Below are 21702 nucleotides of genomic sequence, written 5' to 3' on the forward strand. Positions count from 1 at the left end.
CGCGGCATGGGCCACGACCACGCGCACGACCATCACGACCACGACCATCACCACGGTCACTCGCACGGGCACGGCCATTCTCACGGTCACCACGGCCACGCCCACGGCCCCGTGGACACCGGCGACTGGCGTTACGGCGTAGGCCTCGTCGTCAACCTCGCCTTCGTCGCCGTGGAGTTCGGCGCCGGCTTTCTGAGCGGCTCGACCGTCCTGATGGCCGATGCGGGCCACAACCTCTCCGACGTGCTGGGCCTCGCCATGGCCGGCGGCGCCGCCTGGCTGGCGCGCCGCACGGCGGTCAAGGCCAAGACCTACGGCTACGGCAAGGCCACGGTCCTGGCCGCCCTGGCCAATGCGCTGCTCCTGATCTTCGCCTGCGGCGCCATCGCCTTCGAGGCGATCCGCCGCCTGAACGAGCCCGCCCACGTCGGCTCGACCACCATCATGATCGTCGCCGGCATCGGCTTCGTCATTAACCTGGGCACGGCCCTGTTGTTCCTGAAGGACCAGCACAAGGACCTGAACGTGCGCGGGGCCTATCTGCACATGATGGCCGATGCGGGCGTCTCCATCGGCGTCGTCATCGCCGGCGCCGCCATCCTCCTGACCGGCTGGACCCTGATCGACCCGATCGTCAGCCTGCTGATCGTGGTCGTCATCATGATCGGCACCTGGGGCCTTCTGAAGGATTCGGTGAACCTGGCGCTCGACGCCGCCCCGCGCGGCATGGACGTGGACAAGATCCGCGCCGCCTTCCTCGCCCTGCCCGGCGTCTCGGCGGTCCACGACCTGCACGTCTGGGGCCTCTCCACCACCGACACAGCCCTGACCGCCCACCTGGTCCACGACCGCACCGACGGCGACGCCCTGTTGGCCGAGGCCCAGACCCTCGCCCGCACCCGCTTCGAGATCGGCCACACGACCTTGCAGCTTGAACGCGGCGTCCTGCCGGATTGCCCGGACTGCTGATCCATACCTTCGTCATCCTCCGGCGAGCGTAGCGAGACCGGGGGACGCAGCGGCGCGCGAGAGCGCGAACCTGTCGCGGACACAGCTTGCCTGAACAGATCGCCTTCGGCGCCGCTGCGTCCCCCGGTCTGCGCCGCGAAGGCGCGGCTTGCCGGAGGATGACGAAAGAGGGTGGGGGCGTCTTTCAGATCACCGCCGCCACACCTAAATGGCCACCATGACCGACACCGCCTCCTCGAAGATCCCCGTCACCGTCCTCACCGGCTATCTCGGCGCGGGCAAGACCACCCTCTTGAACCGCATCCTGACCGAGGATCACGGCAAGCGTTACGCCGTCATCGTCAACGAGTTCGGCGAGATCGGCATCGACAACGACCTGGTGGTCGGCGCCGACGAGGACGTGTTCGAGATGAACAACGGCTGCGTCTGCTGCACGGTGCGCGGCGACCTGATCCGCGTCGTCTCCGGCCTGATGAAGCGCCAGAAGCCGGGCGCCCCGGCCTTCGACGCCATCATCGTGGAGACCACCGGCCTCGCCGACCCCGGCCCGGTGGCCCAGACCTTCTTCGTCGATGAAGATGTGAAGGCCAAGACCACGCTGGACAGCGTCACCGCCCTGGTCGACGCCCACCACGTCATGGCCCGCCTGGACGACTCCAAGGAGGCCCGCGAACAGGTCGCCTTCGCCGACCGCATCATCCTCAACAAGACCGACCTCGCCTCCCCCGCGGAGCTTTCCGCCGTCGAGGCCCGTCTTCGCAAGCTCAACCCCATCGCCCCCATCACCCGCGCCGAGCGGGCCAATGTGCCGCTGGATCAGGTCCTGGGCCTGCACGGTTTCGACCTGGAGCGGATCCTCGAGATCCAGCCGGAGTTCGTGAACCCGCCGCACGGCGAGGAAGGCCACGTCCACGACGAACACTGCGGTCACGACCATCATCACCACGCGCACGATCATGACCACGATCACCACCATCATGGGCACGACCATGCACACGGTCCGAACGCATCGGACTCTTCGGACGGTGTTTCAGAGTCTGTTTCGGGCGCGCGCGGGCACAATCATGCCGACGACATCAAGGGCGTCTCCCTGTCGCTCGACCGCCCGATGAACGGCGTCAAATTCACCCAGTGGCTGGACAAGCTGCTCGGCGAAAAGGGCCAGGACATCCTGCGCGCCAAGGGCATCATCAATGTCGAGGGCGAGGACAAGCGTCTGGTCTTCCAGGCCGTCCACATGATCCTGGAGGGCGACCTGCAGCGTGAATGGGGCGCCAACGAACGCCGCTGGAGCCGCGCCGTCTTCATCGGCCGCGATCTGAACGAGGCGGAACTGAAGGCCGGCTTCGAAAGCTGCGCGGCTTGAAGGTAAGGCAGTTTTGCCTTACCTTTGCGTCAGGAGCTTTTCATGACCGTTCTGACCGTCACCACCAAAGGCCAGGTCACCCTGAAGAAGGATGTCTTGCGTCATCTCGGGATCGAGCCGGGCCAGAAGGTGGACATCGATCTGCTGCCGGGCGGCCGGGTCGAGGTGAAGGCCGCGCGGGCGACGGGCAGCATCTCGGACGTCTTCGGTCGCTTGCGGCGCGAGGGGCAGCCCGTGCTAACCGTTGACGACATCAACGCCATCGCGGCCAAGGGCTGGGCCGGGGAGCTTTGAAGATCACCGCCGACACCAACGTCCTGATCCGGGCGGTGCTGGATGATGATCCGAAGCAAAGCGAGATGGCCCGGTCCATTCTGGCCGAGGCCGAGGCCATCTACGTGCCCCTTCCGGTCCTGTGTGAGTTCGCATGGGTGTTGCGACAGGGTCGTCAACTGGCTTCCAGCGAAGTGGCGGCCGAAATCCGCGCCCTCATGAACGCTTCGACGGTGATCGCCGATCGTCTCGCCGTCGAAGCGGGTCTTGCCGTCGCCGATGCGGGCGGCGATTTCGCCGATGGCGTGATCGCTCACGAGGGCCGGGGCATGGGCTCCGAGACTTTCGTTTCCTTTGACAAGAAGGCCGTCCGCCTCCTCTCGGACGCCGGCCTCTCAGCAAGATTGCTTTCGTGACTCAGTTTTCCTTCGACGCCCAGGTCACCTCGGCCCATTTCGACAGTTCCGGCGCGGTCTTCGCCCTGGGCGACGGTTCCGTGCGGTTCGAGGATCGGACCTTCGACGCCGTTCATGACGGGGCGATCCTGTGCGCCGTCGTCCATCCGTCCGGCGACGGCCTGGTCACCGGCGGCGACGATGGCCGGGTCATCTGGTCCCGCAAGGGCGAGGCGGGCGTTCTGGCCACCGCGAAAGGGCAATGGATCGACGCCATCGACGCCTCGCCCGAGAGCAACCTGATCGCCTTCTCGGCCGGCAAGACCCTGTCGGTCATCGACGCCACCGACGCCGGCTTCCGCCGCGACTTCGCGCACGAGCGCACCGTCTCCGGCGTCGCCTTCGATCCCAAGGGGCGCAAGATCGCCACCTCGACCTATGGCGGGGCCTGCCTTTGGTTCGCGCGGATCGCCGACCAGAAGCCGACCAAACTGGTCTGGGCCGGGTCGCACACGGGCGTCGCCTTCTCGCCCGACGGCGCCTTCGTGGTGACCATGATGCAGGACGCCCAGCTTCACGGCTGGCGGCTGAAGGACGCCAAGAACATGCGGATGGGCGGCTATCCGTCCAAGATCCGCTCGGTCGGCTTCCTCAACAAGGGCCGGCTCCTGGCCACCTCGGGCGCGCAGGGTGCCGTGCTCTGGCCCTTCGAAAGCTCCAATGGTCCGATGGGCCGCGAGGCGTCGGAGATCGGCTATGACGACACGACCCTGCTCAACCTGGTCGCCACCGCCAATCCGCACGGGGCCCTCGCCGCCGGTCTGGCCGACGGCCGCGTCTGGGTCGCCGATCCGGCCGCCCACGGGCTGAACTTCATCAAGGCTGAGAAGGGCGCCCCCATCGTCGCCCTGGCCGTCAGCCCCGATGCGACCCGCATCGCCTGGGCCGACGAGGACGGCCAGGCGGGCGTCGCCGACATCTGAGCCTCGACACCGTCCCGCGACACGCCCTATCGTCCCGGCGGGGACGGGGGTTCTGGATGAAAAATCGACGGGGAGACGGCACGCCGCGCATGGCCTTCGGCTGCATGGCTGTGGGCATTCTGGCCCTGGTCGTGGCCGGGGCCTTCGCCGTCATCTTCCTGTGGGACGTGAACCTGCCCTGACCCGCGCCCCAGCCTCGCCATTGCAACGCCACGCTTCCGGGCCAAAGCCCGGTATCGGGAGGGATCATGACTGACGAAGCGCCGCCGCCGCCTCGCAAGAAGCGCCGCCCGATCCTGACCGCCCTCCTGATCCTGGCCCTGCTGCCGATCGGCGGGGTGGTGGTCCACACCCTGGCCCCGCCGCCCCTCACCCTTCTGATGGTGCGCGAGTTCATCGCCGGAAACGGGCTGGACTACCGCTGGCGGTCGCTCGACCAGATCTCGCCCAACCTGGTCGCCTCGGCCATCGCGGCGGAGGACGCCCGCTTCTGCTCGCACGGCGGCTTCGACATGGAGGCCATCGAAAAGGCGCTCCAGAACAACGAGCGCGGCCGGAAGGTGCGCGGCGGCTCCACCATCAGTCAGCAGACGGCCAAGAACGTCTTCCTGTGGCCCAGCCGCGACTGGATCCGCAAGGGTTTCGAGGCCGGTTATACCCTGATGATCGAGACCGTCTGGTCCAAGCGCCGAATCATGGAGGTCTATCTGAACGTCGCCGAGATGGGGCCGGGCGTCTACGGCGCCGAGGCCGCGGCCCGGCACTGGTTCGGCAAATCCGCCGCCGACCTGACGCCCCGCGAGGCCGCCCGCATCGCCGCCATCCTGCCCTCGCCCCGCCGCTACGACGCCGCCGAGCCCGGCCCCTACGTCCGGCGTCGTGCGTCCCGCGTCCAGGCCAGCGCCCGCGTGGTCCGCAACGAAGGCCTGGCCGCCTGCGTGCTGGGAAATCGTTAACCCTACGGCTGGACCGATCCCTTAACCGTCTCGCGCTAGATCAGGTCGATTGCGGCCCGCCGACCGGGCCGCCGCCAGCGCGGGTGGACCATGAGGATCGTGAACCGGATGATGCAGCGAGCGCGCGATGTCGTGCGCGGCTTCGCGTCCGATCGGCGCGGCAACGTGGCCATGATCTCGGCCTTCGTGATCCCGCTGCTGCTCCTGATCACCTTCGGCGGCATCGACATCCACCGCGCCTCGACGGTGAAGGCCAACCTTCAGGATGCGCTCGACGCCGCGACCCTGGCCGCCGCCCGCTCCCAGTATATCGACGACGCCGGCATCACCCAGGTCGGCCTCGCCTCGCTCCAGGCGAACCTCGCCCCCTACAAGGACATCAGCCTTGTCACGAGCGCGACCACCTTCCGGCTGGACAGCAACGGCACGGTGATCGGCGACGCCACGGTCAATGTCTCGGCCCTGGTCGCCAGCATCATCCTGCCTCGGACCGGCGCCGCGACCGGCAGCATCATCCCCGTCGGCGCCCACTCCGAGGTGACCCGCTCGTCCCAGAACGTCGAGGTCGCCCTGGTGCTCGACACCACCGGGTCGATGCTGGGCAGCAAGATCTCGGACCTGAAACTGGCCGCCAAGGACCTGGTCGACATCGTGGTTCAGGATGTCCAGACGCCCTGGTACTCCAAGGTCTCGATCGTCCCCTATTCGATGGCGGTGAACGTCGGCACGGCGGCCGCGACCGCGCGCGGCACGCCGATCGGCTCGACCAACATCTCGGCCATCACCTGGTACACCGGCACGCCGAAACTGGTGACCGCCGCGACGCGGGCCAACCCCGCCGTCATCACCGCCGCAGCCCACGGCTTCGCCAACGGCGACAAGGTCGTCATCTGGGGTCAGGGCAATATGAGCCAGATGAACGGCCGGATCTTCACCGTTGCCAACCGCGCAACCAACACCTTCCAGCTGTCGGGTGTCAGCAGCTCCAGCTGGTCCAGTTTCTCGAACAACAACCTGACCTATGTCGCCAAATGCGCCCGCACGGACTGCAATCCGACGGTGACCGCGAACGGCCACGGCATCCCGAACACCAGCGACGCCTCGGTCTATCTGACCGATATCGGCGGCATGGATCAGCTGAACGACACGGGCTACAGCGCGACCTACGTCAACGCCAACCAGTATACGATCGACACGGTCGGCTACGGCGTCTTCAGCGCGGGCGGCAAGTCGTGGTGCGGCCAGTACGGCTGCACCTGGCGGGTCTTCACCAATGCCGAGGGCAATCTGAGGTCCTATTCCGCCTCGACCTGCGTCACCGAGCGCACGGGCAGCAACGCCTATCGCGACGTCTCCCCGTCCACCACGCGGGTCAGCTTCAACTACCCCGCCCCGTCGAACCCCTGCCTGTCGAACCTGGTCCGCCCGCTCTCCAGCAACATCACGACGATCAAGAGCCAGATCGACGGCCTGACGGCGTCCGGATCGACCGGCGGTCACGTCGGCGTGGCCTGGGGTTGGTACACGGTCTCGCCGAACTTCAACTCCATGTGGTCGTCCTCGGGCGCGGCCGGCGCCTACGCCAGGGAGACGTTGAAGGCCGTGGTCCTCATGACCGACGGCGAATACAACTCGGCCTACTGCTCGGGGGTCATCAGCCAGGACTCGACCACGGGCTCCGACGCCAACGCGACCCACATCAACTGCGATGCACCGAACGGCTCGGCCTTCGACCAGTCCATGGCCCTGTGTACGGCGATGAAACAGGCCGGCGTCATCGTCTACACCGTCGGCTTCCAGGTCGTGAACGACCAGCGGGCCCGCAATCTGGTCAACGGCTGCGCCAGCAGCCCCGACTACGTCTATCTGCCCACCAGCGGTTCGGACCTGCGCCAGTCGTTCCAGGCCATCGGCCGCGACATCACCAACCTCAGGATCTCGCGATGAACGCCTCCTCCATCGCCGCCTCCGGCGTCACCGCCGCCATGGCCCGGTTCGAACAGAGCGCCGTGCGAATGTCCCAGGGCGGCTCGCTCGACAACATCGCCGGAGAACTGGTCGAACAGACCCAGGCCAAGGTGGCTGTCGCCGCCAACATCGCCGTCCTGAAGAGCGTCAACGAGACGACCGGCCGCCTGCTGGACCTGTTCGCCTAACCCGCTTTCTCGGGCAGGTCGAAGAAGGTCTGGAACCGCTCGGCCAGGGCGCGGTCGCCCGTGACCGTCATCCGCCCCTCGGCCTCGATCTCGACCAGCGACCGCTTGCCGTAGACATATTCCGGCACCACAGCCGGCGCACAGGCGAACACCACGTCGCAGTCGTCGACGCCGGTCTGTTCGTCGGTCAGCTCGTCGCCGGCCAGCGTCGCCACGAAGCTGCGATCCCCGAACACGAAACCGATCCGCGCCTCCAGTCCGTCCGCCGTGTCGGCATCGAACATGGTCCGCAGGCTCATCATCACCGACACCGCGCTGATCGGCAGGGTCGGGTCGTGGCGCGGCGAACGCGCCGCCCATTTTCCCAGAACCTCGAACACCGGCCGGGCCTCGTAACCCCAGTCCGTCAGCTCATAGACCTGCACCGAGGCCGGCGGCGGGAGCTTCCGCTTCCGCACGATGCCCGCCTCCTCCAGCCCTTCCAGCCGCTGCGTCAGGACATTGGCCGACAGACCGCAAAGGTCCGCCTTCAGATCCCCGAACCGACGCGGCCCCAGCATCAGCTCGCGCATGACCAGAAGGGCCCAGCGCTCGCCCACCAGGCCCAGCCCATGCGCCGCCCCGCAGGCGTCGTGATAGCGCCGCCCGGCGGCCTTCGCAGACTCATTAGTTATTTTTTCTAACTTCATTGTTGACTAAGATAATCTCATAGACCTAGTTTCGCAACGTCAGATCACCGGGCCTCAAGCCGCGAGCGATAGGCCACAACCATGCGCTCAAGCAGCGAGGCTCCGCGAGCCGAGCGGTAGCGCCCAACAAGGATGAAGCCGTGCCCCAGATGCTCTTCGTCAATCTGCCCGTCACCGACCTGCAGCGGTCCGTCGCCTTCTATGAGGCGGTCGGCGGGGTGAAGAACCCGATGTTTTCGGACGACACCGCCGCCTGCATGGTCCTGTCGGACACCATCTATGTGATGCTGCTGACCCACGCGAAATGGGCGACCTTCGGCGACATTCCGATCATCGACGCGCACAAGGGCGCCCAGGTCTTCCTGTGCCTGACCCGCGAGGACAAGAACGACGTCGACAGCATCGTCGAGAAGGCGACGAAGGCCGGCGGCAGCCCCGACCCGACCCCGGCCCAGGACTTCGGCTTCATGTACGGCCGTAGCTATCGCGACCCCGACGGCCACATCTGGGAGAACGTCTGGATGGACCCCCAGGCCGCCGCCGACGGCCCGCCGGACATGCAGGCGGCCTGATCCGCAACCGCCCCGACAGCGGAGCGGGCGCGAACGCCCCGCGTTCCTTTCGGAGCGTCACGCCTCAAACCCCGCGCCTCAAGTAGCGAGCTTCGTCATTCCCGCGCAGGCGGGAACGCGTCGCGAGCGTTGGGCGCCAACAACCGCCCTCAAGCCGGGAGGCTCCGCGAGCCGACCATAGGGCCACCAAAAAGGAGCGAAGCGACCCCCATGCCCGACAAGATCACCCCCTGCATCTGGTACGACCTCGGCCAAGCGCGCGCCGCCGCTGACTTCTACGTCTCGCTCGGCCTGCCCGACAGCCATGTCGACTCGACCTTCTCCAGCCCGACGGACAATCCCTCGACCAAGGCGGGCGAGGAGCTGGTCGTGGAGTTCACCCTGGCGGGCAAGACCTTCCTCGGCCTCAACGGCGGACCCCAGTTCCCGCAGTCGGAAGCCGTCTCCTTCCAGATCTACACCGACGACCAGGCCGAGACCGACCGTCTGTGGAACGCCATCGTCGGCAACGGCGGCGAGGAGAGCATGTGCGGCTGGTGCAAGGACCGCTGGGGCGTCAACTGGCAGATCACGCCCAAACGCCTGATGGCCTTCTACAAGGAGAGCCCCGCCCGCGCGAAGGCCGCCTTCGGCGCCATGATGACGATGCGAAAGATCGACATCGCCGCCCTGGAAGCCGCCGCCGACGCCGCCGGCTGACGGCTTCGTACAAGACCCTCCCCGACGTCTGCCCCACGGTCACCTCAAGACCACACGAGCCACCACGACTACCCCAACCAACCGGCGCTCAAGCAGCGAGGCTCCGCGAGCCGAGCGGTAGCGCCCTCCGAAGGAGAACCAAGATGCCCTACGTTTCCGGCTTCCTCACCCCCGTCAAAGCGGCCGACAAGGATCGCTACATCGCCTCGGCCGCCAAGAGCTGGCCCCTGTTCAAGAAGTACGGCGCCATCGAACAGGTCGAGACCTGGGGCGTCGACGTCCCGCCCGGCAAGGTCACCGGCTTCGACCTGGCCGTGAAGCTGGAAGAGGGCGAGGTCGTCGTCTTCTCCTGGCTGAAATGGCCCGACCGCGCGACCGCCGACGCCTGTTTCGCCACGATGGAAACCGACCCGGCCTGGCAGGACATGGACATGCCCTTCGACGGCAAGCGCATGATGTGGGGCGGCTTCGAACCCATTTTCGAAGAGCGCTAGAGCCCGCGCGCGCTAGCCCCCTCCTAAGGTCGCGCTTTACTTGGGGCCGGTTCGGGCCTTTGCTGAACTCCTGATCACAGGCCACGGAGCACAACGTGGACGCCAGGGCGGACGCAGAGCACCCGGACCGGATCCGGCGCGCGATCGACGACGAGGCGGGGCCGGCGCGCTCCGCCATCGCCGCCTCGTGGCGCCGCTCCATGACCCTGCACGGTCTGGCGCCCGAGGATGGGGGCCGCGCCCGCACCGTCACCGCCGAACGTCTCCGCGAGGCCCGTCAGGCGATGGAGCCCCTGACCCTCGCCGCCCAGCCCGTGCTGGACCGCCTGTTCCAGGCGGTGGGCGACACCGGCTGCTGTGTGATCCTGACCGACGCGCAGGGCATCGCGGTGGACCGCCGCGGTTCCCCCGTCGACGACGACACCTTCCACCAGTGGGGCCTCTGGCCCGGCGCCGACTGGTCCGAGGCCGCCGAGGGCACCAACGGCATCGGCACGGCCCTGGCCGAGCACCGCCCCGTCACCATCCACCGCGACCAGCATTTCCACACCCGCAACACCGGCCTCAGCTGCACCACCCACCCGATCCACGACCATCTGGGTCGGCTGGCGGGCGCTCTGGACGTCTCCTCCGCCCGCGCCGACGCCACCGCCATCATGCTGGGCCTGATCTCCAACGCCGTCGGAGACGCCGCCCGCGCCATCGAGACGCAAGCCTTCCGCCAGGCCTTCGCCGACGCCCGCATCGTTCTGGCCGGAAACGACGCCGACCGTTCCGCCGCCCTGCTGGCCGTGGACCGCGACGACCTCGTCATCGGCGCCACCCGCGCCGCCCGTCTGGCGCTCAAGATCACCGACGCCCGCATCGCCGCCCAACTCCCCGCCGCCGACCTGCTGGGCCGGGCGTCGGACGCCGACCTTCTCGAAGCGGAACGCGGCGCCGTCCGCCGCGCCCTCGCCCGCTCCGGCGGCAACGTCTCCGCCGCCGCCCGCGCCCTCGGCGTCAGCCGCGCGACCATGCACCGCAAGATGAACCGGCTGGGTCTCTGACCCTCTCCCCTTGCGGGAGAGGGAGATCGCGCACGAGAGCGTAGCGATCGTCCTCGCGCGATCGGGTGAGGGGTGAAACTCACTTCAGCCGGGTGAGCACCGGACGCATCGCGCCCGCGTCCCCGTACCCCTCATCCGACCTCGCTTCGCTCGGCCACCTTCTCCCGCAAGGGGAGAAGGAAACCTGTCTCACCCCTGCGACAGGTGTGCGCCGCACCATCCTTCGCACCCCTAGCCTCGCCGCACCCCAGGCCCCCTTCTGTCTCCAACGACGACGCCACCAACCGGCGCGCCTGGAAACAACGGAGACCTCAGATGACCAAGCCCGACTTCATCCGCGCCGTGACGCCCAAGTTCAAACCCCGCTACGAGAACTTCATCGGCGGCGAGTGGGTCGCCCCCGTCGCCGGTCGCTATTTCGAGAACACCTCCCCGGTGAACGGCCGCGTCCTGTGCGAAGTCGCGCAATCGGACGCGGCCGACATCGAACTGGCGCTCGACGCCGCCCATGCCGCGAAGGATGCCTGGGGCAGAACGTCTGTCGCCGAGCGGGCTGTCCTGCTCAACAAGATCGCCGACCGCATGGAGCAGAACCTCCAGGCCATCGCCGAGGCCGAGACCTGGGAGAACGGCAAGCCGGTCCGCGAGACCCTGGCCGCCGACATCCCGCTGGCCATCGACCATTTCCGCTATTTCGCCGGCTGCATCCGCGCCCAGGAAGGCGGCATCTCCCAGCTGGATAACGACACCGTCGCCTATCATTTCCACGAGCCGCTGGGCGTGGTGGGCCAGATCATCCCGTGGAACTTCCCCATCCTGATGGCCGCCTGGAAGCTGGCCCCCGCGCTCGCCGCCGGCAACTGCGTGGTGATGAAGCCGGCCGAACAGACGCCCGCCTCCATCCTTCTGGTCATCGAACTGATCCAGGATCTCATCCCGGCGGGCGTGGTCAACATCGTCTCGGGCACGGGCAAGGAGGCCGGCGAACCGTTGGCCACCAACCCGCGCATCGCCAAGATCGCCTTCACCGGCTCCACCGCCGTGGGCCAGAAGATCATGGAATACGCGACCCAGAACATCATCCCGGTCACGCTGGAGCTGGGCGGCAAATCGCCGAACATCTTCTTCAAGGACGTGATGGATCACGACGACGCCTTCCTCGACAAGGCGCTGGAAGGCTTCGCCATGTTCGCCCTGAACCAGGGCGAGGTCTGCACCTGCCCCTCGCGCGCCCTGGTCCACGAGGACATCTATGAGGCCTTCATGGAGAAGGCGATCGCCCGCGTCGAAGCCATCGTCGCCGGCGACCCGCTCGATCCGAACACCATGGTCGGCGCCCAGGCCTCGGACGCCCAGCTCAAGAAGATTCTCGGCTATCTCGACATCGGCCGTGCCGAGGGCGCCGAGGTCCTGACCGGCGGCGACCAGCCCGAACTCTCCGGCGACCTGGCCGGCGGCTATTACGTCAAGCCGACCATCTTCAAGGGCGCCAATCACATGCGGGTCTTCCAGGAGGAGATCTTCGGGCCGGTCCTGTCGGTCACCACCTTCAAGACCCTGGACGAGGCCATCGCCATCGCCAACGACACCGAATACGGCCTGGGCGCCGGCGTCTGGACCCGCGACATGAATACCGCCTACCGCGCCGGTCGCGGCATCGAGGCCGGTCGCGTCTGGACCAACTGCTACCACGCCTACCCCGCCCACGCGGCCTTCGGCGGCTACAAGAAGTCCGGCATCGGCCGCGAGAACCACCGCATGATGCTGGACCACTACCAGCAGGCCAAGAACCTCCTGGTCAGCTACAGCCCCGACAAACTCGGCTTCTTCTAGGGGGCGCGAGGCCGCGCCGGGCGGTTGACCCGAGGCGTGGCGAGATACGGTTCCTCCCCCACTGAGGGCGGCGTCTTCCCCCCGGCGCCGCCCTTTCTTTTGTCTCAGTGGCGGCGGGGGGCCGTGATTGAACGAGTGACCGCGTTCGGCGGGGATCAGGACATTGACGGTCATAATCTCTCCCATTTCAGGAAGCGGCGGACGGCCCGCCGGTCTGTTGCGGCGAACCCGCCGAAAAATTGCGGTCAGCCCGCGTCGGCTGCTCCCCAAATCTCAAGCCGTGAGACGCGGATCAGCGCTTTTGGCCGGGTCTGGACACATGCCGGAACGCCGTTGCTATCGGCTCAGACCACTGCCAGAACTACGAGTCAGTAAGGGGGATTTCCATGAAATGTCTTGCCGCTATCGTCGCCTCGGCGGCGATCCTGACCATGATCGCTGCGGTTCCGGCTCCGGCTTGGGCTCAGACCACCACGGACTTTTCCACTGGCACGCCCGACGGCGCCCAGCCCATGGACGGCGGCATAGGCACAGGTCAGGTCTTCACCGTTCCCGCCGGCGTGACCCATCTGACATCCGCCGCGTTGGGCGTAGCCTACATATCCACGCCTGACGCCTACTCGCTGCGGCTCTATCGATACAGCAGCGGCGCGGTCGGCGCCCTCGTCGATTCCTCGGCGGAAACGATCGGCGCCGGCTCTGCCTACCCCGCCTATGAGATGGATACCCTGACCCTGTCAGGGGCCGGGCTTCCGGTCACGCCGGGCGAGCAGTTCGTGATCGTCGGCTATAGTGCGGTCCCCCTCAACGCTGCCGCTGTCCTCCGAGGTGGCAACTTCTACCTCGACGGTGGCTTCTTCGATGGCTTCGGCGAGAGCTCGGGCAACGAAGGGTTTTTCCGCGCCACCTATACGGATGCGGCTCCGGCCCCCGTTCCAACCCTGTCGGAATGGGCGATGATTCTGTTTGGCACGGTCCTGGCGGGCGGAGCGGCCCTATACATCCAGCGTCGTCGTATGGTGGCTTAATCGACTCCGCTTTCTGAATTAGGAAACGGCCCCACTGGCGACAGGCGGGGCCGTTTTCATGTCAGCGTCCCACCCTTCTCCGACATTCCTGACGACCGCTCTCGCGGCAACCCCACACGGCGAACCGCCACAAAAGCGCCGCTTGTTCGCACTCGCACAAACATATATGCGACCAGTTCTCATTTTCAGGTCACTCCCATGTTCCGCACCCTCGCCCTCTCCACCACCGCCCTCTTCGTCCTCGCCGGCGCCGCCCAGGCCCAGACGACGCAACAGACGGACCAGCTGGAAGAGGTCATCGTCACGGGCTCGCAGGTCCGCATCTCGGCCCCCTATGCCGGCGGTCAGGTCGCGCGCGGCGCACGCGTCGGCATGTTCGGCACGCTCGGCCAGCTCGATACCCCCTTCGCCGTCACCGCCTACACCGAGGAACTGGCCCGCAACCAGCAGGCCCGCAGCGTCGCCGACGTGCTGCAGAACGACCCCGCCGTCCGCGTCTCCAAGGGCTTCGGCAACTTCCAGGAGCTCTACATCCTGCGCGGCTTCCCGATCTATTCGGACGACATGACCTACAACGGTCTCTACGGCATCCTGCCGCGCCAGTTCGTGGCCTCGGAGTTCCTGGAGCGGGTCGAGGTCTTCCACGGCGCCACCGCCTTCCTGAACGGCGCGGCCCCCGGCGGTTCGGCCATCGGCGGCAGCATCAACCTGACGCCGAAGCGCGCCGGGAACGATCCCCTGACCCGCGCCACCGTCGGTCTGGAAGGCGGCGGCGAAGTCTACGTCGCCGGCGACGTGGCCCGTCGCTTCGGCGCCGATCAGGAATACGGCCTGCGCCTCAACGTCGCCCGTCGCGACGGCGAGGGCGCGGTGGACGATCAGGAGCGCACCCTGAACGTCATCGGCCTGGGCCTGGACCGTCGCGGCGACCGCGCCCGCTTCTCGGCCGACCTGGGCTGGCAGGACCAGCGGATCGACGCCCCGCGTCCGACCGTGACCCCGACCGGCGCCGTCCCGGCCGCCCCGGACGCGTCGAAGAATTTCGCCCAGCCCTGGACCTACACCGACGAGACCCAGCTGTTCGGCGTCGCCCGCGGCGAGTTCGACCTGACCGACAGCGTCACCGCCTGGGCCGCCCTGGGCGGTCGTGAAGGCGAGGAGCGGAACAGCCTGGCCAACCCGACGGCCCAGCCGAACGGCGTCACCTCGGCCTACCGCTTCGACAACCACCGCAAGGACAGCGTCTGGTCCGGCGACATCGGCGTCCGCGCCGAGCTGGACACCGGCCCGGTGAACCACCGCATCGTCGCCTCGGCCTCGATGGTCCAGTCGCGCGAGAAGAACGCCTACGCCTTCTCGAACTTCGCGGGCTTCGCCTCGAACCTCTACAACCCGGTCGCCGTCGCCCCGCCGGTCGCCGACTTCTTCGTCGGCGGCAACCTGTCTTCGCCGCGCGAAGTCGGCGCCGTCGACTACGGCAGCCTGGCGCTCGCCGACATGCTGGGCTTCATGGACGGCCGCCTCCTGGTCACCCTCGGCGCCCGCTATCAGGAGATCGAGACCAAGGCCTTCGACTACAACACCGGCGCCCTCCTCAGCCAGTACAGCAGCGACGCCATCACCCCGGCCGTGGCCGTGGTCTACAAGCCGATCGAACAGATCTCGCTGTACGCCAACTACGCCGAGGCCCTGATCCCCGGCCAGACGGCGCCGCTCAACACCCCCGGCGGAACCCAGATCGCCAACCCGGGTGAAGTGCTGGAGCCCTTCGTCGGCGAGCAGTTCGAGGTCGGCATGAAGTATGACGTGGGTCGCTTCGGCGGCTCGGTCAGCCTGTTCCGCACGACGCAGCAGAGCGCCTTCATCCAGAACAACCGCTTCGGCGCCAATGGCGAGCAACGCAACCAGGGCCTCGAGATCGCCTTCTTCGGCGAGCCGCGCGACGGCCTGCGCATCCTGGGCGGCTGGACCTTCCTCGACGCCGAGCTGACGAAGACGGCCACAGCCGCCCTCGCCGGCAAGACCCCGATCGGCGCCCCCGAGGTCCAGGGCAACGTCAACGTCGAGTGGGACGTGCCGCAACTCGCCGGCCTGACCCTCGAAGGCCGCGCGGTCTACACGGGCGAACAGGAAGTCGACGCCCTGAACACCGTCCAGCTGGACAGCTGGACCCGCTTCGACGCCGGCGTCCGCTACGCCTTCACGGCCGGCGGTCGCGACCTGACCGCCCGCGCCCGCATCCAGAACATCGCGGACAAGGACCAGTGGGTCGCCGTCGGCGGCTATCCGGGCGCCAACTATCTGTCGCTGGGCGCCCCGCGCACCCTTTCCCTCTCGGTCTCCGCCGAGTTCTAAGGGCGTATGAAGCCGTCAACGATCCGCGCCTGGTCCTGGACGCACAAATGGTCGAGCCTGGTCTCCACGCTCTTCCTCCTGATGCTGTGCGTCACGGGCCTGCCGCTGGTCTTCTCCCATGAGCTCAACGAGGTCCTCCTCCATGAGCCGTGGGAGGCGGCGAACCCGGAAGGGCCCAAACTCGACCTCGATCAGGTCCTGAACACGGCCCTCGCCCGCCACCCGGGCGACGTCCCCGCCTTCATGAGCTTCGACGAGGACCGGCCGGTGGTGAACGTCACCTCCGCCCCGCCCGGCTCGACCGCCTACCATTTCCAGCCCATCGACCAGACCAGTGGCGACGCGGCTCCCCTGGTCGCCGGCCACCCGGTGATGGAGTTCATCCTCCAGCTTCACACCGACATGTTCCTGGGCCTGCCCGGAATGCTGTTCCTCGGCTTCATGGGCCTTCTGCTCGTCGTCGCCGTGGTGTCGGGCGTCGTCCTCTACGCCCCCTTCATGCGCCGCCTGCCGTTCGGGACCCTGCGTCTGGAGAAGGCCGCCCGCACCCGCTGGCTCGACTGGCACAACCTCCTGGGCGCGGTCACCGTGGCCTGGGTCCTGGTCGTCGGGGTGACCGGCATCGTCAACACCCTGGCCACGCCCATCCTCGCGGTGTGGAAGGAAGACGCCCTGGCCGAGCTCGCCGCCGCCCACGCATCCCCCGCGCCCCTGTCGGAACGCTCCTCCCTCGCCGCCGCCGTCGAACGCGCGCAGAAAGCCCTGCCCGGCATGCAGCTCCAGTTCGTCGCCTTCCCCGGCACGGAGTACACGACCGACCACCACTATGCGGTCTTCTTCCACGGCGACACGCCGCTGACGACGCACATGATCACGCCCGCCCTGATCGACATCCGCACCGGCGAACTGGCCGCCGTCGCCCCCATGCCCTGGTATGTGAAGACCCTGTCGCTGTCCCAGCCGCTCCACTTCGGCGACTACGGCGGACTGGCCCTGAAGATCCTCTGGGCCCTTCTGGACCTCGCCACCATCGTCATCCTGGGATCCGGCCTCTACCTCTGGCTCACCAAGAAGAAGCGCGCATGAGCCGGAAGAACCTCAAGGACCAGAGCTTTTGGCGGATCTTCCAGTGGCCACTGGCACTGGGCGTCCTCAGTCTGACCGGCCTCGTCGGCGCCCTGCTGACGGACGGCGTCTGGGACTGGATCTTCGCCGCCCTGATCGCGACCTGTGTCGCCGCGATCGTCTGGGCCAGGGCCCGCGTTCACCGGGCCTGACGCCCCTCCCGCGTGCTTCTTAGCGATCGACCTGGAAGAAGAGGTCGAAATGGGTCCAGCCGGCCGGCAGATGGCCGGTCGCCGCGATCGCCGCATCGCGGTGTCGCCACAGATCCATCAGTGCCGCCGCGCTGTCGACCTCGCCCAAAAACTCGTCGCCGTGGATCACCGTGACGCGCCCGGTCATGGAGAAGATCAGATCGGCCAGCACCTCGGGCTCGACCCCGCCGTGCGGGCGCAGGCACACGGGATTGAACTCGCACAGCACCTTGGGCCGGTGCCTGGCCAGCGTCGCCGTCAACCCGCGCAGGGCCTGAACCTCGAAACCCTCGATGTCCAGCTTGACCAGATCGATCCGGTCCAGATGGACCAGCAGATCGTCGGGGACCATGGCCTGGCTGGCGTTCTCGGCCTGCAGCACGTCGGTCGCCGCCACCACCTTGCCGTTGGAATTCTTCAGCGTGAACACCGGCCCGGTCCGGTCGGACGCGGCCACCGGGAACAGGGTCACGTTGGTCAGGGCGTTGGCGATCACGCCCCGCAGGAAACGGTCGACGTTCAGGGGGTTGGGCTCGAAGGCGAACACCCGGCCGCCAGGCCCCACCTTGCGCGCGGCCCGGAAGGACATGACCCCCACGTTACCGCCCACGTCGATGAAGACCCCGCCGACCGGAAGGGAGTCTTCGATCAGTTGCCCGATCGTCGGCTCCCAGGTGCCGTGATGGGCGATGGTGGCGCCGAAATCGGGCTCGTTCGGATCGACCACGACATGGACCCCGTCGCTTTCGACCACCGTCAGCGACGGCCCGCTCTGAAACTCGTCGCAGTCCAGGAACAGCCGACGCAGCCTGGCCGCGTCCAGCTGGCCGCGCTCCACCGCCCCGACGTAGAAGGCGCGTCCGTCCGGGTCCGCCTCGCGCCCCAGGATCCAGCGATAGGCCTGATCGACGATTTCGCCTGCGTTCGAACTCATGGACCTACTCACCTGACGCTGCGACCACCTTGACTGGAGCTCTTGGCTAGAGGGCGACGCGCGGCTTTGCAACAATCTCTGGGTGCACCGCGTCACGCGACGGATCGCCGCTCGCCTGATCCTCAGCGAACGGTCGCGATCCGCACGTCGCCGGTCTTGCCGCGCGGCATCAGGACGGTGCCCTCGCCGATCCGCTCGAAGATCAGATCGACACGCGAGTCTCCGACGCCCAGGTTCGACACCGTCAGCCGGTCCACCCCGGTCGGCAGGGTCGGGTTGTTGACCAACACCACCCCCTCCAGCGCATCGACATCCACGCCCAGCGCCGCCTGCAGCATCAGGAAGGCCGAGCCCGCCGCCCAGGCCTGGGGCAGGCAGGCCACCGGATAGGCGATCGGCCCCTCGCCCGGTTCGCGCTCGAAGCCGCAGAACAGCTCGGGCAGCCGCATGTGGAAGTGGCTGGCGGCGGTATAGATCTCGCCCAGGATCATCGACACCGCGTCCCGCTCGCCATAGCGCGCCATGCCGGCGACGCCCAGCGAGGTGTCGTGCGGCCAGACCGAGCCGTTGTGATAGCTCATCGGGTTGAACCGGGCCTGACCCTTGGCGAGCGTCCGCAAACCCCAGCCGCTTCTGAACTCGCTGGACAGCAGCCGCTGCGTCACCTTCGCCGCCCGCTCCGGCGACGGCAGGCCGCTGAACAACAGATGGCCCGCGTTCGACCCTATCGACCGGCACTGTTCCCCGTCGCCGTCCAGGGCGATGGCGTAGAAGCCCTCGTCCTCCATCCAGAATTTGTTCTCGACCAGGAAGCGCACCTCGTGGGCGTGATCCTCCCAGGCCTGGGCCCGTGCATCCCCGAGCCGGACGCCCAGATCCGCCATCGCCAGCCAGGCCGCATAGGCATAGCCCTGCACTTCCAGGAGCGCGATCGGCCCCTTCGGGAACCGTCCGTCGCTGTGGAAGATCGAATCCTCACTGTCCTTCCAGCCCTGGTTCGACAGACCTGTCTCGGCCGCGCGGGCATAGTCGATCAGCCCGTCGCCGTTACTGTCGCCATAGTCCCGCATCCACTCGGTCGCCGCGACCAGATTGGGCCACAGCCTGCGGATCAGCTCCAGATCGCCGGTCCGCTTCGCATAGGCGCCGGCCAGGGCGACGAACAGACAGGTGGTGTCGACCCCGCCGTAGTAGAGGCCGAACGGCACCTCGTGCAGGGCGCTCATCTCGCCGCCGCGCGTCTCGTGCATGATCTTGCCGGGCTGCGAGTCCCTGAACGCCGAAACCTCCGTCGCCTGTCGGGACGCCAGATAGGTCAGGACGCCCCGCGCCAGCGACGGATCGAGCCACAGCATCTGCCATGCGCTGAGGATCCCGTCGCGCCCGAACGGCGTCGAGAACCACGGCGTCCCCGCATACGGATACGGTCCCGTCGGCAGGTCGGTGGTCAACAGCGCCATGTCCGCCCGCGACTGGTCCAGCCAGGCGTTGAACAGCGGACTGCGCGGCCCCCGCAACGACGCCCCGCGCCGACGCCGACGCCGCATCGACAGCCGGGCCAGCAGGGCGTTCTCCCGCCACCGCGCCGCGTCCGGCGCGATACAGGCCTCGGCCCCGCACTCGATGTAGAGATCGACGCTCTTGCCGGTCGGCAGGCTGAACATGAACTCGGCGCGCGTCCCGTTCAGCCGCGCCGGCGGCTCCGAGAAGGACAGGCAGCTGGTCCGATCCACTCCGTCCAGACCGGTGTAGCGGAACACCACCCGCCGTCCATCGTGCGTCGGCGTGTGAAGCGTCCCGTGCTTCTCCCTCAGCGTCCCGCGCACCTGGAAGATGTCGGCGAAGTCCGCGCCGAAATCGAAGGCCAGCGGCAAGAGCACGTCCTCGATGCCGTGGTTCGACATCCTGACCCGCTCGAACATCCGCTGGTCCCAAAGGAACCGACGCCGCTCGATATGCAGCACCCCCGCCGGCGCCGACCGCCCGCCCATGGGCGGCAGGGGCCGGTTGGTCGAATGGGCGGTGAAGAAGACGTTGTCCCGCGACACGCCGGAACTCAGCCGCGACGGCCGCGCCAGCCCCGCCGTCATCACGAACCGCGACAACAGCCGGGTGTCCTTGTCGAACAGGCCGTCCGCCCCGCCCTTCAGATCGCCCCAGCCGTCGGCCACCAGAAAGGTGTCGCCGTCCTTCAGCGCCTGCAACGTCTCCAGCGTGCCGGTGTCGCTGACCTCGGCGGCCGTGGTCTGGACCGAATAGGTATCGTCCATGTGATCTCCGCGATGCGGCTGAAGGTTGACCTGACCGTCCACCCGGAATGCGGCGCTGACAGGCCGCTCGCCGGTCTAATGTTCGACACCGGCCAAGGGTTCAGCGCGGATCACCCGACGGCGAACGACCGGTCTTCCTCCAGCGGCCTCAGAGGCGTCACCACATCGTCCAGAATGACCTCGGCGTAGGGTTTCCGCGCCAGCAGGTCGCCGTAGACATCCAGATACCGCCGCGCCATCGCGGTCGCTGAGAACCTCAGTTCGAACCGCGCCCGGATCGCCTCGCGGTCCAGCATCGTCGCCCGGTCCGCCGCGGCCACCGCCTGTTCCAGCGTATCGACCAGGAAGCCCGTCGCCCCGTCCTCGATGATCTCGGTCGTCGAGCCGCAGCGGAAGGCCACCACCGGCGTCCCGCAGGCCATGGCTTCGATCATCACCAGCCCAAACGGCTCGGGCCAGTCGATGGGGAACAGCAGCGCATCGGCCCCGCCCAGGAACTCCGACTTCTGATGGTCGCCGATCTCGCCGATGAACTCGATCAGCGGATTGCCGTCGATCATCGGTTTGATCTTCGTCTCGAAATAGACCTTGTCGGCGGCGTCCACCTTGGCCGCCATCCTCAGCCGCCGGCCCAGCTTGGTGGCGATCTCGATGGCCCGGTCCGGTCGCTTCTCCGGCGAGATCCGACCGAGGAAGGCCAGATACCCCTCCGACCTGGCTGAGAACTCATATTGCTCCGCCGGCATCCCGTGATGCACCGTCGCCTTCCAGTTGGCGAAGGCCAGGGGCCGTCTCTGATCGTCCGAGATCGAGACCAGACCGAACTCCGGCCACCGCTCATAGACCTCCGGCAGGTCCTTCATGTCCAGCCGCCCGTGCAGGGTCGTCAGCGTCTTGTTGGCGATCCGCTGGAAGAAGGGGAAGTGGATCATGTCGGTGTGGAAATGGATCAGGTCGAACTCGTCGGCCCGTTTCATCACCTCCGACAGCATGGTCATGTGCGCCGCCAGATCCGACTTCAGCGGCGCCGGATCCAGCCGGATCGCCTGGTCCCTGACCGGCGCCAGCCGCGCCCGCGTCTGCGCATCCGCCGAGGCGAACAGCGTCACCTCATGCCCCAGATCGACCAGGGCGTCGGTCAGATGGGCGACCACCCGCTCGGTCCCCCCATACAGCTTCGGCGGCACGGCCTCATACAGCGGCGTGACCTGGGCGATCTTCATGCTCGGCTTGCTCCGACCCGTTCACTCGGGCCGTAGCCATCAATGTTGTCGCAGGTGCGAAGTTCCTAAGTCGGGTGGCGAGCACAGGGTGGGCCGCCCCGTGATTTCGACAGGCTTCAGAAACGGATCTGCCCGCAACGCC

Annotated in this window: 20 protein-coding genes and 2 pseudogenes; 18 read left to right on the plus strand and 4 right to left on the minus strand. The window is 67.6% G+C overall.

The window, feature by feature from the left end; translation table 11 throughout:
- The first annotated feature begins 6 nt into the window (after window positions 1-6).
- The 9 genes from ACETK8_RS18170 (at window position 7) to ACETK8_RS18210 (ending at window position 7098) form a co-directional block, all read left to right on the plus strand.
- The gene (locus ACETK8_RS18170) at window positions 7-969 is read left to right on the plus strand and encodes a cation diffusion facilitator family transporter (protein WP_374037228.1); all 963 of its coding nucleotides are present in this window, start codon (window positions 7-9) and stop codon (window positions 967-969) included.
- Window positions 970-1186: 217 nt separating this feature from the next.
- Window positions 1187-2335 (plus strand): CobW family GTP-binding protein, encoded by a 1149-nt coding sequence (locus ACETK8_RS18175; RefSeq protein ID WP_374037229.1) that lies wholly within the window; start codon window positions 1187-1189, stop codon window positions 2333-2335.
- Between the two features lie 42 nt (window positions 2336-2377).
- Complete coding sequence (locus ACETK8_RS18180) at window positions 2378-2629, plus strand: AbrB/MazE/SpoVT family DNA-binding domain-containing protein (RefSeq protein WP_374037230.1); 252 nt, start codon at window positions 2378-2380, stop codon at window positions 2627-2629.
- On the plus strand, window positions 2626-3024 hold the full coding sequence (locus tag ACETK8_RS18185) for a type II toxin-antitoxin system VapC family toxin (RefSeq protein ID WP_374037231.1): 399 nt from the start codon (window positions 2626-2628) through the stop codon (window positions 3022-3024). The genes ACETK8_RS18180 and ACETK8_RS18185 overlap by 4 nt, the downstream gene beginning before the upstream one ends.
- Window positions 3021-3986 carry a WD40 repeat domain-containing protein gene (locus tag ACETK8_RS18190; RefSeq protein ID WP_374037232.1) on the plus strand — a complete coding sequence of 322 codons (966 nt, stop codon included), beginning with the start codon at window positions 3021-3023 and terminating at the stop codon, window positions 3984-3986. The genes ACETK8_RS18185 and ACETK8_RS18190 overlap by 4 nt, the downstream gene beginning before the upstream one ends.
- A gap of 56 nt (window positions 3987-4042) precedes the next feature.
- Window positions 4043-4168, plus strand: a complete 126-nt coding sequence (locus tag ACETK8_RS18195; protein ID WP_374037233.1) for a hypothetical protein — start codon at window positions 4043-4045, stop codon at window positions 4166-4168.
- A gap of 66 nt (window positions 4169-4234) precedes the next feature.
- Window positions 4235-4942 carry a monofunctional biosynthetic peptidoglycan transglycosylase gene (gene mtgA / locus ACETK8_RS18200; RefSeq protein ID WP_374037234.1) on the plus strand — a complete coding sequence of 236 codons (708 nt, stop codon included), beginning with the start codon at window positions 4235-4237 and terminating at the stop codon, window positions 4940-4942.
- A 90-nt stretch (window positions 4943-5032) separates the two neighbouring features.
- Window positions 5033-6889 carry a pilus assembly protein TadG-related protein gene (locus tag ACETK8_RS18205; protein ID WP_374037235.1) on the plus strand — a complete coding sequence of 619 codons (1857 nt, stop codon included), beginning with the start codon at window positions 5033-5035 and terminating at the stop codon, window positions 6887-6889.
- On the plus strand, window positions 6886-7098 hold the full coding sequence (locus ACETK8_RS18210; RefSeq protein WP_374037236.1) for a flagellar hook protein FlgE: 213 nt from the start codon (window positions 6886-6888) through the stop codon (window positions 7096-7098). The genes ACETK8_RS18205 and ACETK8_RS18210 overlap by 4 nt, the downstream gene beginning before the upstream one ends.
- Here ACETK8_RS18210 and ACETK8_RS18215 read toward each other — a convergent pair.
- Window positions 7095-7787, minus strand: a complete 693-nt coding sequence (locus ACETK8_RS18215; protein ID WP_374037237.1) for a winged helix-turn-helix transcriptional regulator — start codon at window positions 7785-7787, stop codon at window positions 7095-7097. The genes ACETK8_RS18210 and ACETK8_RS18215 overlap by 4 nt on opposite strands.
- A 149-nt stretch (window positions 7788-7936) precedes the next feature.
- Between ACETK8_RS18215 and ACETK8_RS18220 the strand changes: the two genes are divergently transcribed.
- From ACETK8_RS18220 to ACETK8_RS18260, 9 genes and pseudogenes are all read left to right on the plus strand, one after another.
- Window positions 7937-8359 (plus strand): VOC family protein, encoded by a 423-nt coding sequence (locus tag ACETK8_RS18220; protein WP_374039431.1) that lies wholly within the window; start codon window positions 7937-7939, stop codon window positions 8357-8359.
- Between the two features lie 210 nt (window positions 8360-8569).
- Complete coding sequence (locus ACETK8_RS18225) at window positions 8570-9058, plus strand: VOC family protein (protein ID WP_374037238.1); 489 nt, start codon at window positions 8570-8572, stop codon at window positions 9056-9058.
- Between the two features lie 143 nt (window positions 9059-9201).
- Entirely contained in the window at window positions 9202-9552 is a 351-nt protein-coding gene (locus ACETK8_RS18230) for a DUF1428 domain-containing protein (protein WP_374037239.1), read from the plus strand.
- Window positions 9553-9647: 95 nt separating this feature from the next.
- Window positions 9648-10601: a GAF domain-containing protein gene (locus ACETK8_RS18235; RefSeq protein ID WP_374037240.1), complete on the plus strand. Its 954-nt coding sequence runs from the start codon at window positions 9648-9650 to the stop codon at window positions 10599-10601.
- A gap of 315 nt (window positions 10602-10916) precedes the next feature.
- Window positions 10917-12434: an aldehyde dehydrogenase family protein gene (locus ACETK8_RS18240; RefSeq protein ID WP_374037241.1), complete on the plus strand. Its 1518-nt coding sequence runs from the start codon at window positions 10917-10919 to the stop codon at window positions 12432-12434.
- 386 nt (window positions 12435-12820) lie between these two features.
- On the plus strand, window positions 12821-13462 hold the full coding sequence (locus ACETK8_RS18245; RefSeq protein ID WP_374037242.1) for an IPTL-CTERM sorting domain-containing protein: 642 nt from the start codon (window positions 12821-12823) through the stop codon (window positions 13460-13462).
- 372 nt (window positions 13463-13834) lie between these two features.
- Window positions 13835-15754 (plus strand): annotated as a pseudogene (locus ACETK8_RS18250) (TonB-dependent receptor); the annotation flags it as partial.
- A pseudogene (locus ACETK8_RS18255) lies at window positions 15727-16903 on the plus strand (PepSY-associated TM helix domain-containing protein). The pseudogenes ACETK8_RS18250 and ACETK8_RS18255, both read left to right, overlap by 28 nt.
- Entirely contained in the window at window positions 16900-17094 is a 195-nt protein-coding gene (locus tag ACETK8_RS18260) for a hypothetical protein (protein WP_374037243.1), read from the plus strand. Before ACETK8_RS18255 ends, ACETK8_RS18260 begins: the two are co-directional and overlap by 4 nt.
- 19 nt (window positions 17095-17113) lie before the next feature.
- On the opposite strand, the gene ACETK8_RS18265 is transcribed toward ACETK8_RS18260, so the two are convergent.
- The 3 genes from ACETK8_RS18265 to ACETK8_RS18275 form a co-directional block, all read right to left on the minus strand.
- On the minus strand, window positions 17114-18067 hold the full coding sequence (locus tag ACETK8_RS18265; RefSeq protein ID WP_374037244.1) for an FkbM family methyltransferase: 954 nt from the start codon (window positions 18065-18067) through the stop codon (window positions 17114-17116).
- Window positions 18068-18189: 122 nt separating this feature from the next.
- Entirely contained in the window at window positions 18190-20337 is a 2148-nt protein-coding gene (locus ACETK8_RS18270) for a glycogen debranching N-terminal domain-containing protein (protein ID WP_374037245.1), read from the minus strand.
- Between the two features lie 110 nt (window positions 20338-20447).
- The gene (locus ACETK8_RS18275) at window positions 20448-21560 is read right to left on the minus strand and encodes a glycosyltransferase family 4 protein (RefSeq protein WP_374037246.1); all 1113 of its coding nucleotides are present in this window, start codon (window positions 21558-21560) and stop codon (window positions 20448-20450) included.
- Window positions 21561-21702: the final 142 nt, after the last annotated feature.

This window comes from Brevundimonas staleyi (assembly GCF_041893865.1).
GTDB classification, from domain to species: Bacteria; Pseudomonadota; Alphaproteobacteria; order Caulobacterales; family Caulobacteraceae; genus Brevundimonas; species Brevundimonas staleyi.

Coding starts and splice junctions, on each gene's coding strand:
- ACETK8_RS18170 (WP_374037228.1), top strand. CDS start 7: ATGGGCCACGACCACGCGCACGACCATCACGACCACGACCATCACCAC.
- ACETK8_RS18175 (WP_374037229.1), top strand. CDS start 1,187: ATGACCGACACCGCCTCCTCGAAGATCCCCGTCACCGTCCTCACCGGC.
- ACETK8_RS18180 (WP_374037230.1), top strand. CDS start 2,378: ATGACCGTTCTGACCGTCACCACCAAAGGCCAGGTCACCCTGAAGAAG.
- ACETK8_RS18195 (WP_374037233.1), top strand. CDS start 4,043: ATGAAAAATCGACGGGGAGACGGCACGCCGCGCATGGCCTTCGGCTGC.
- mtgA (WP_374037234.1), top strand. CDS start 4,235: ATGACTGACGAAGCGCCGCCGCCGCCTCGCAAGAAGCGCCGCCCGATC.
- ACETK8_RS18205 (WP_374037235.1), top strand. CDS start 5,033: ATGAGGATCGTGAACCGGATGATGCAGCGAGCGCGCGATGTCGTGCGC.
- ACETK8_RS18210 (WP_374037236.1), top strand. CDS start 6,886: ATGAACGCCTCCTCCATCGCCGCCTCCGGCGTCACCGCCGCCATGGCC.
- ACETK8_RS18215 (WP_374037237.1), bottom strand. CDS start 7,787: ATGAAGTTAGAAAAAATAACTAATGAGTCTGCGAAGGCCGCCGGGCGG.
- ACETK8_RS18220 (WP_374039431.1), top strand. CDS start 7,937: ATGCTCTTCGTCAATCTGCCCGTCACCGACCTGCAGCGGTCCGTCGCC.
- ACETK8_RS18225 (WP_374037238.1), top strand. CDS start 8,570: ATGCCCGACAAGATCACCCCCTGCATCTGGTACGACCTCGGCCAAGCG.
- ACETK8_RS18230 (WP_374037239.1), top strand. CDS start 9,202: ATGCCCTACGTTTCCGGCTTCCTCACCCCCGTCAAAGCGGCCGACAAG.
- ACETK8_RS18240 (WP_374037241.1), top strand. CDS start 10,917: ATGACCAAGCCCGACTTCATCCGCGCCGTGACGCCCAAGTTCAAACCC.
- ACETK8_RS18245 (WP_374037242.1), top strand. CDS start 12,821: ATGAAATGTCTTGCCGCTATCGTCGCCTCGGCGGCGATCCTGACCATG.
- ACETK8_RS18260 (WP_374037243.1), top strand. CDS start 16,900: ATGAGCCGGAAGAACCTCAAGGACCAGAGCTTTTGGCGGATCTTCCAG.
- ACETK8_RS18265 (WP_374037244.1), bottom strand. CDS start 18,067: ATGAGTTCGAACGCAGGCGAAATCGTCGATCAGGCCTATCGCTGGATC.
- ACETK8_RS18270 (WP_374037245.1), bottom strand. CDS start 20,337: ATGGACGATACCTATTCGGTCCAGACCACGGCCGCCGAGGTCAGCGAC.
- ACETK8_RS18275 (WP_374037246.1), bottom strand. CDS start 21,560: ATGAAGATCGCCCAGGTCACGCCGCTGTATGAGGCCGTGCCGCCGAAG.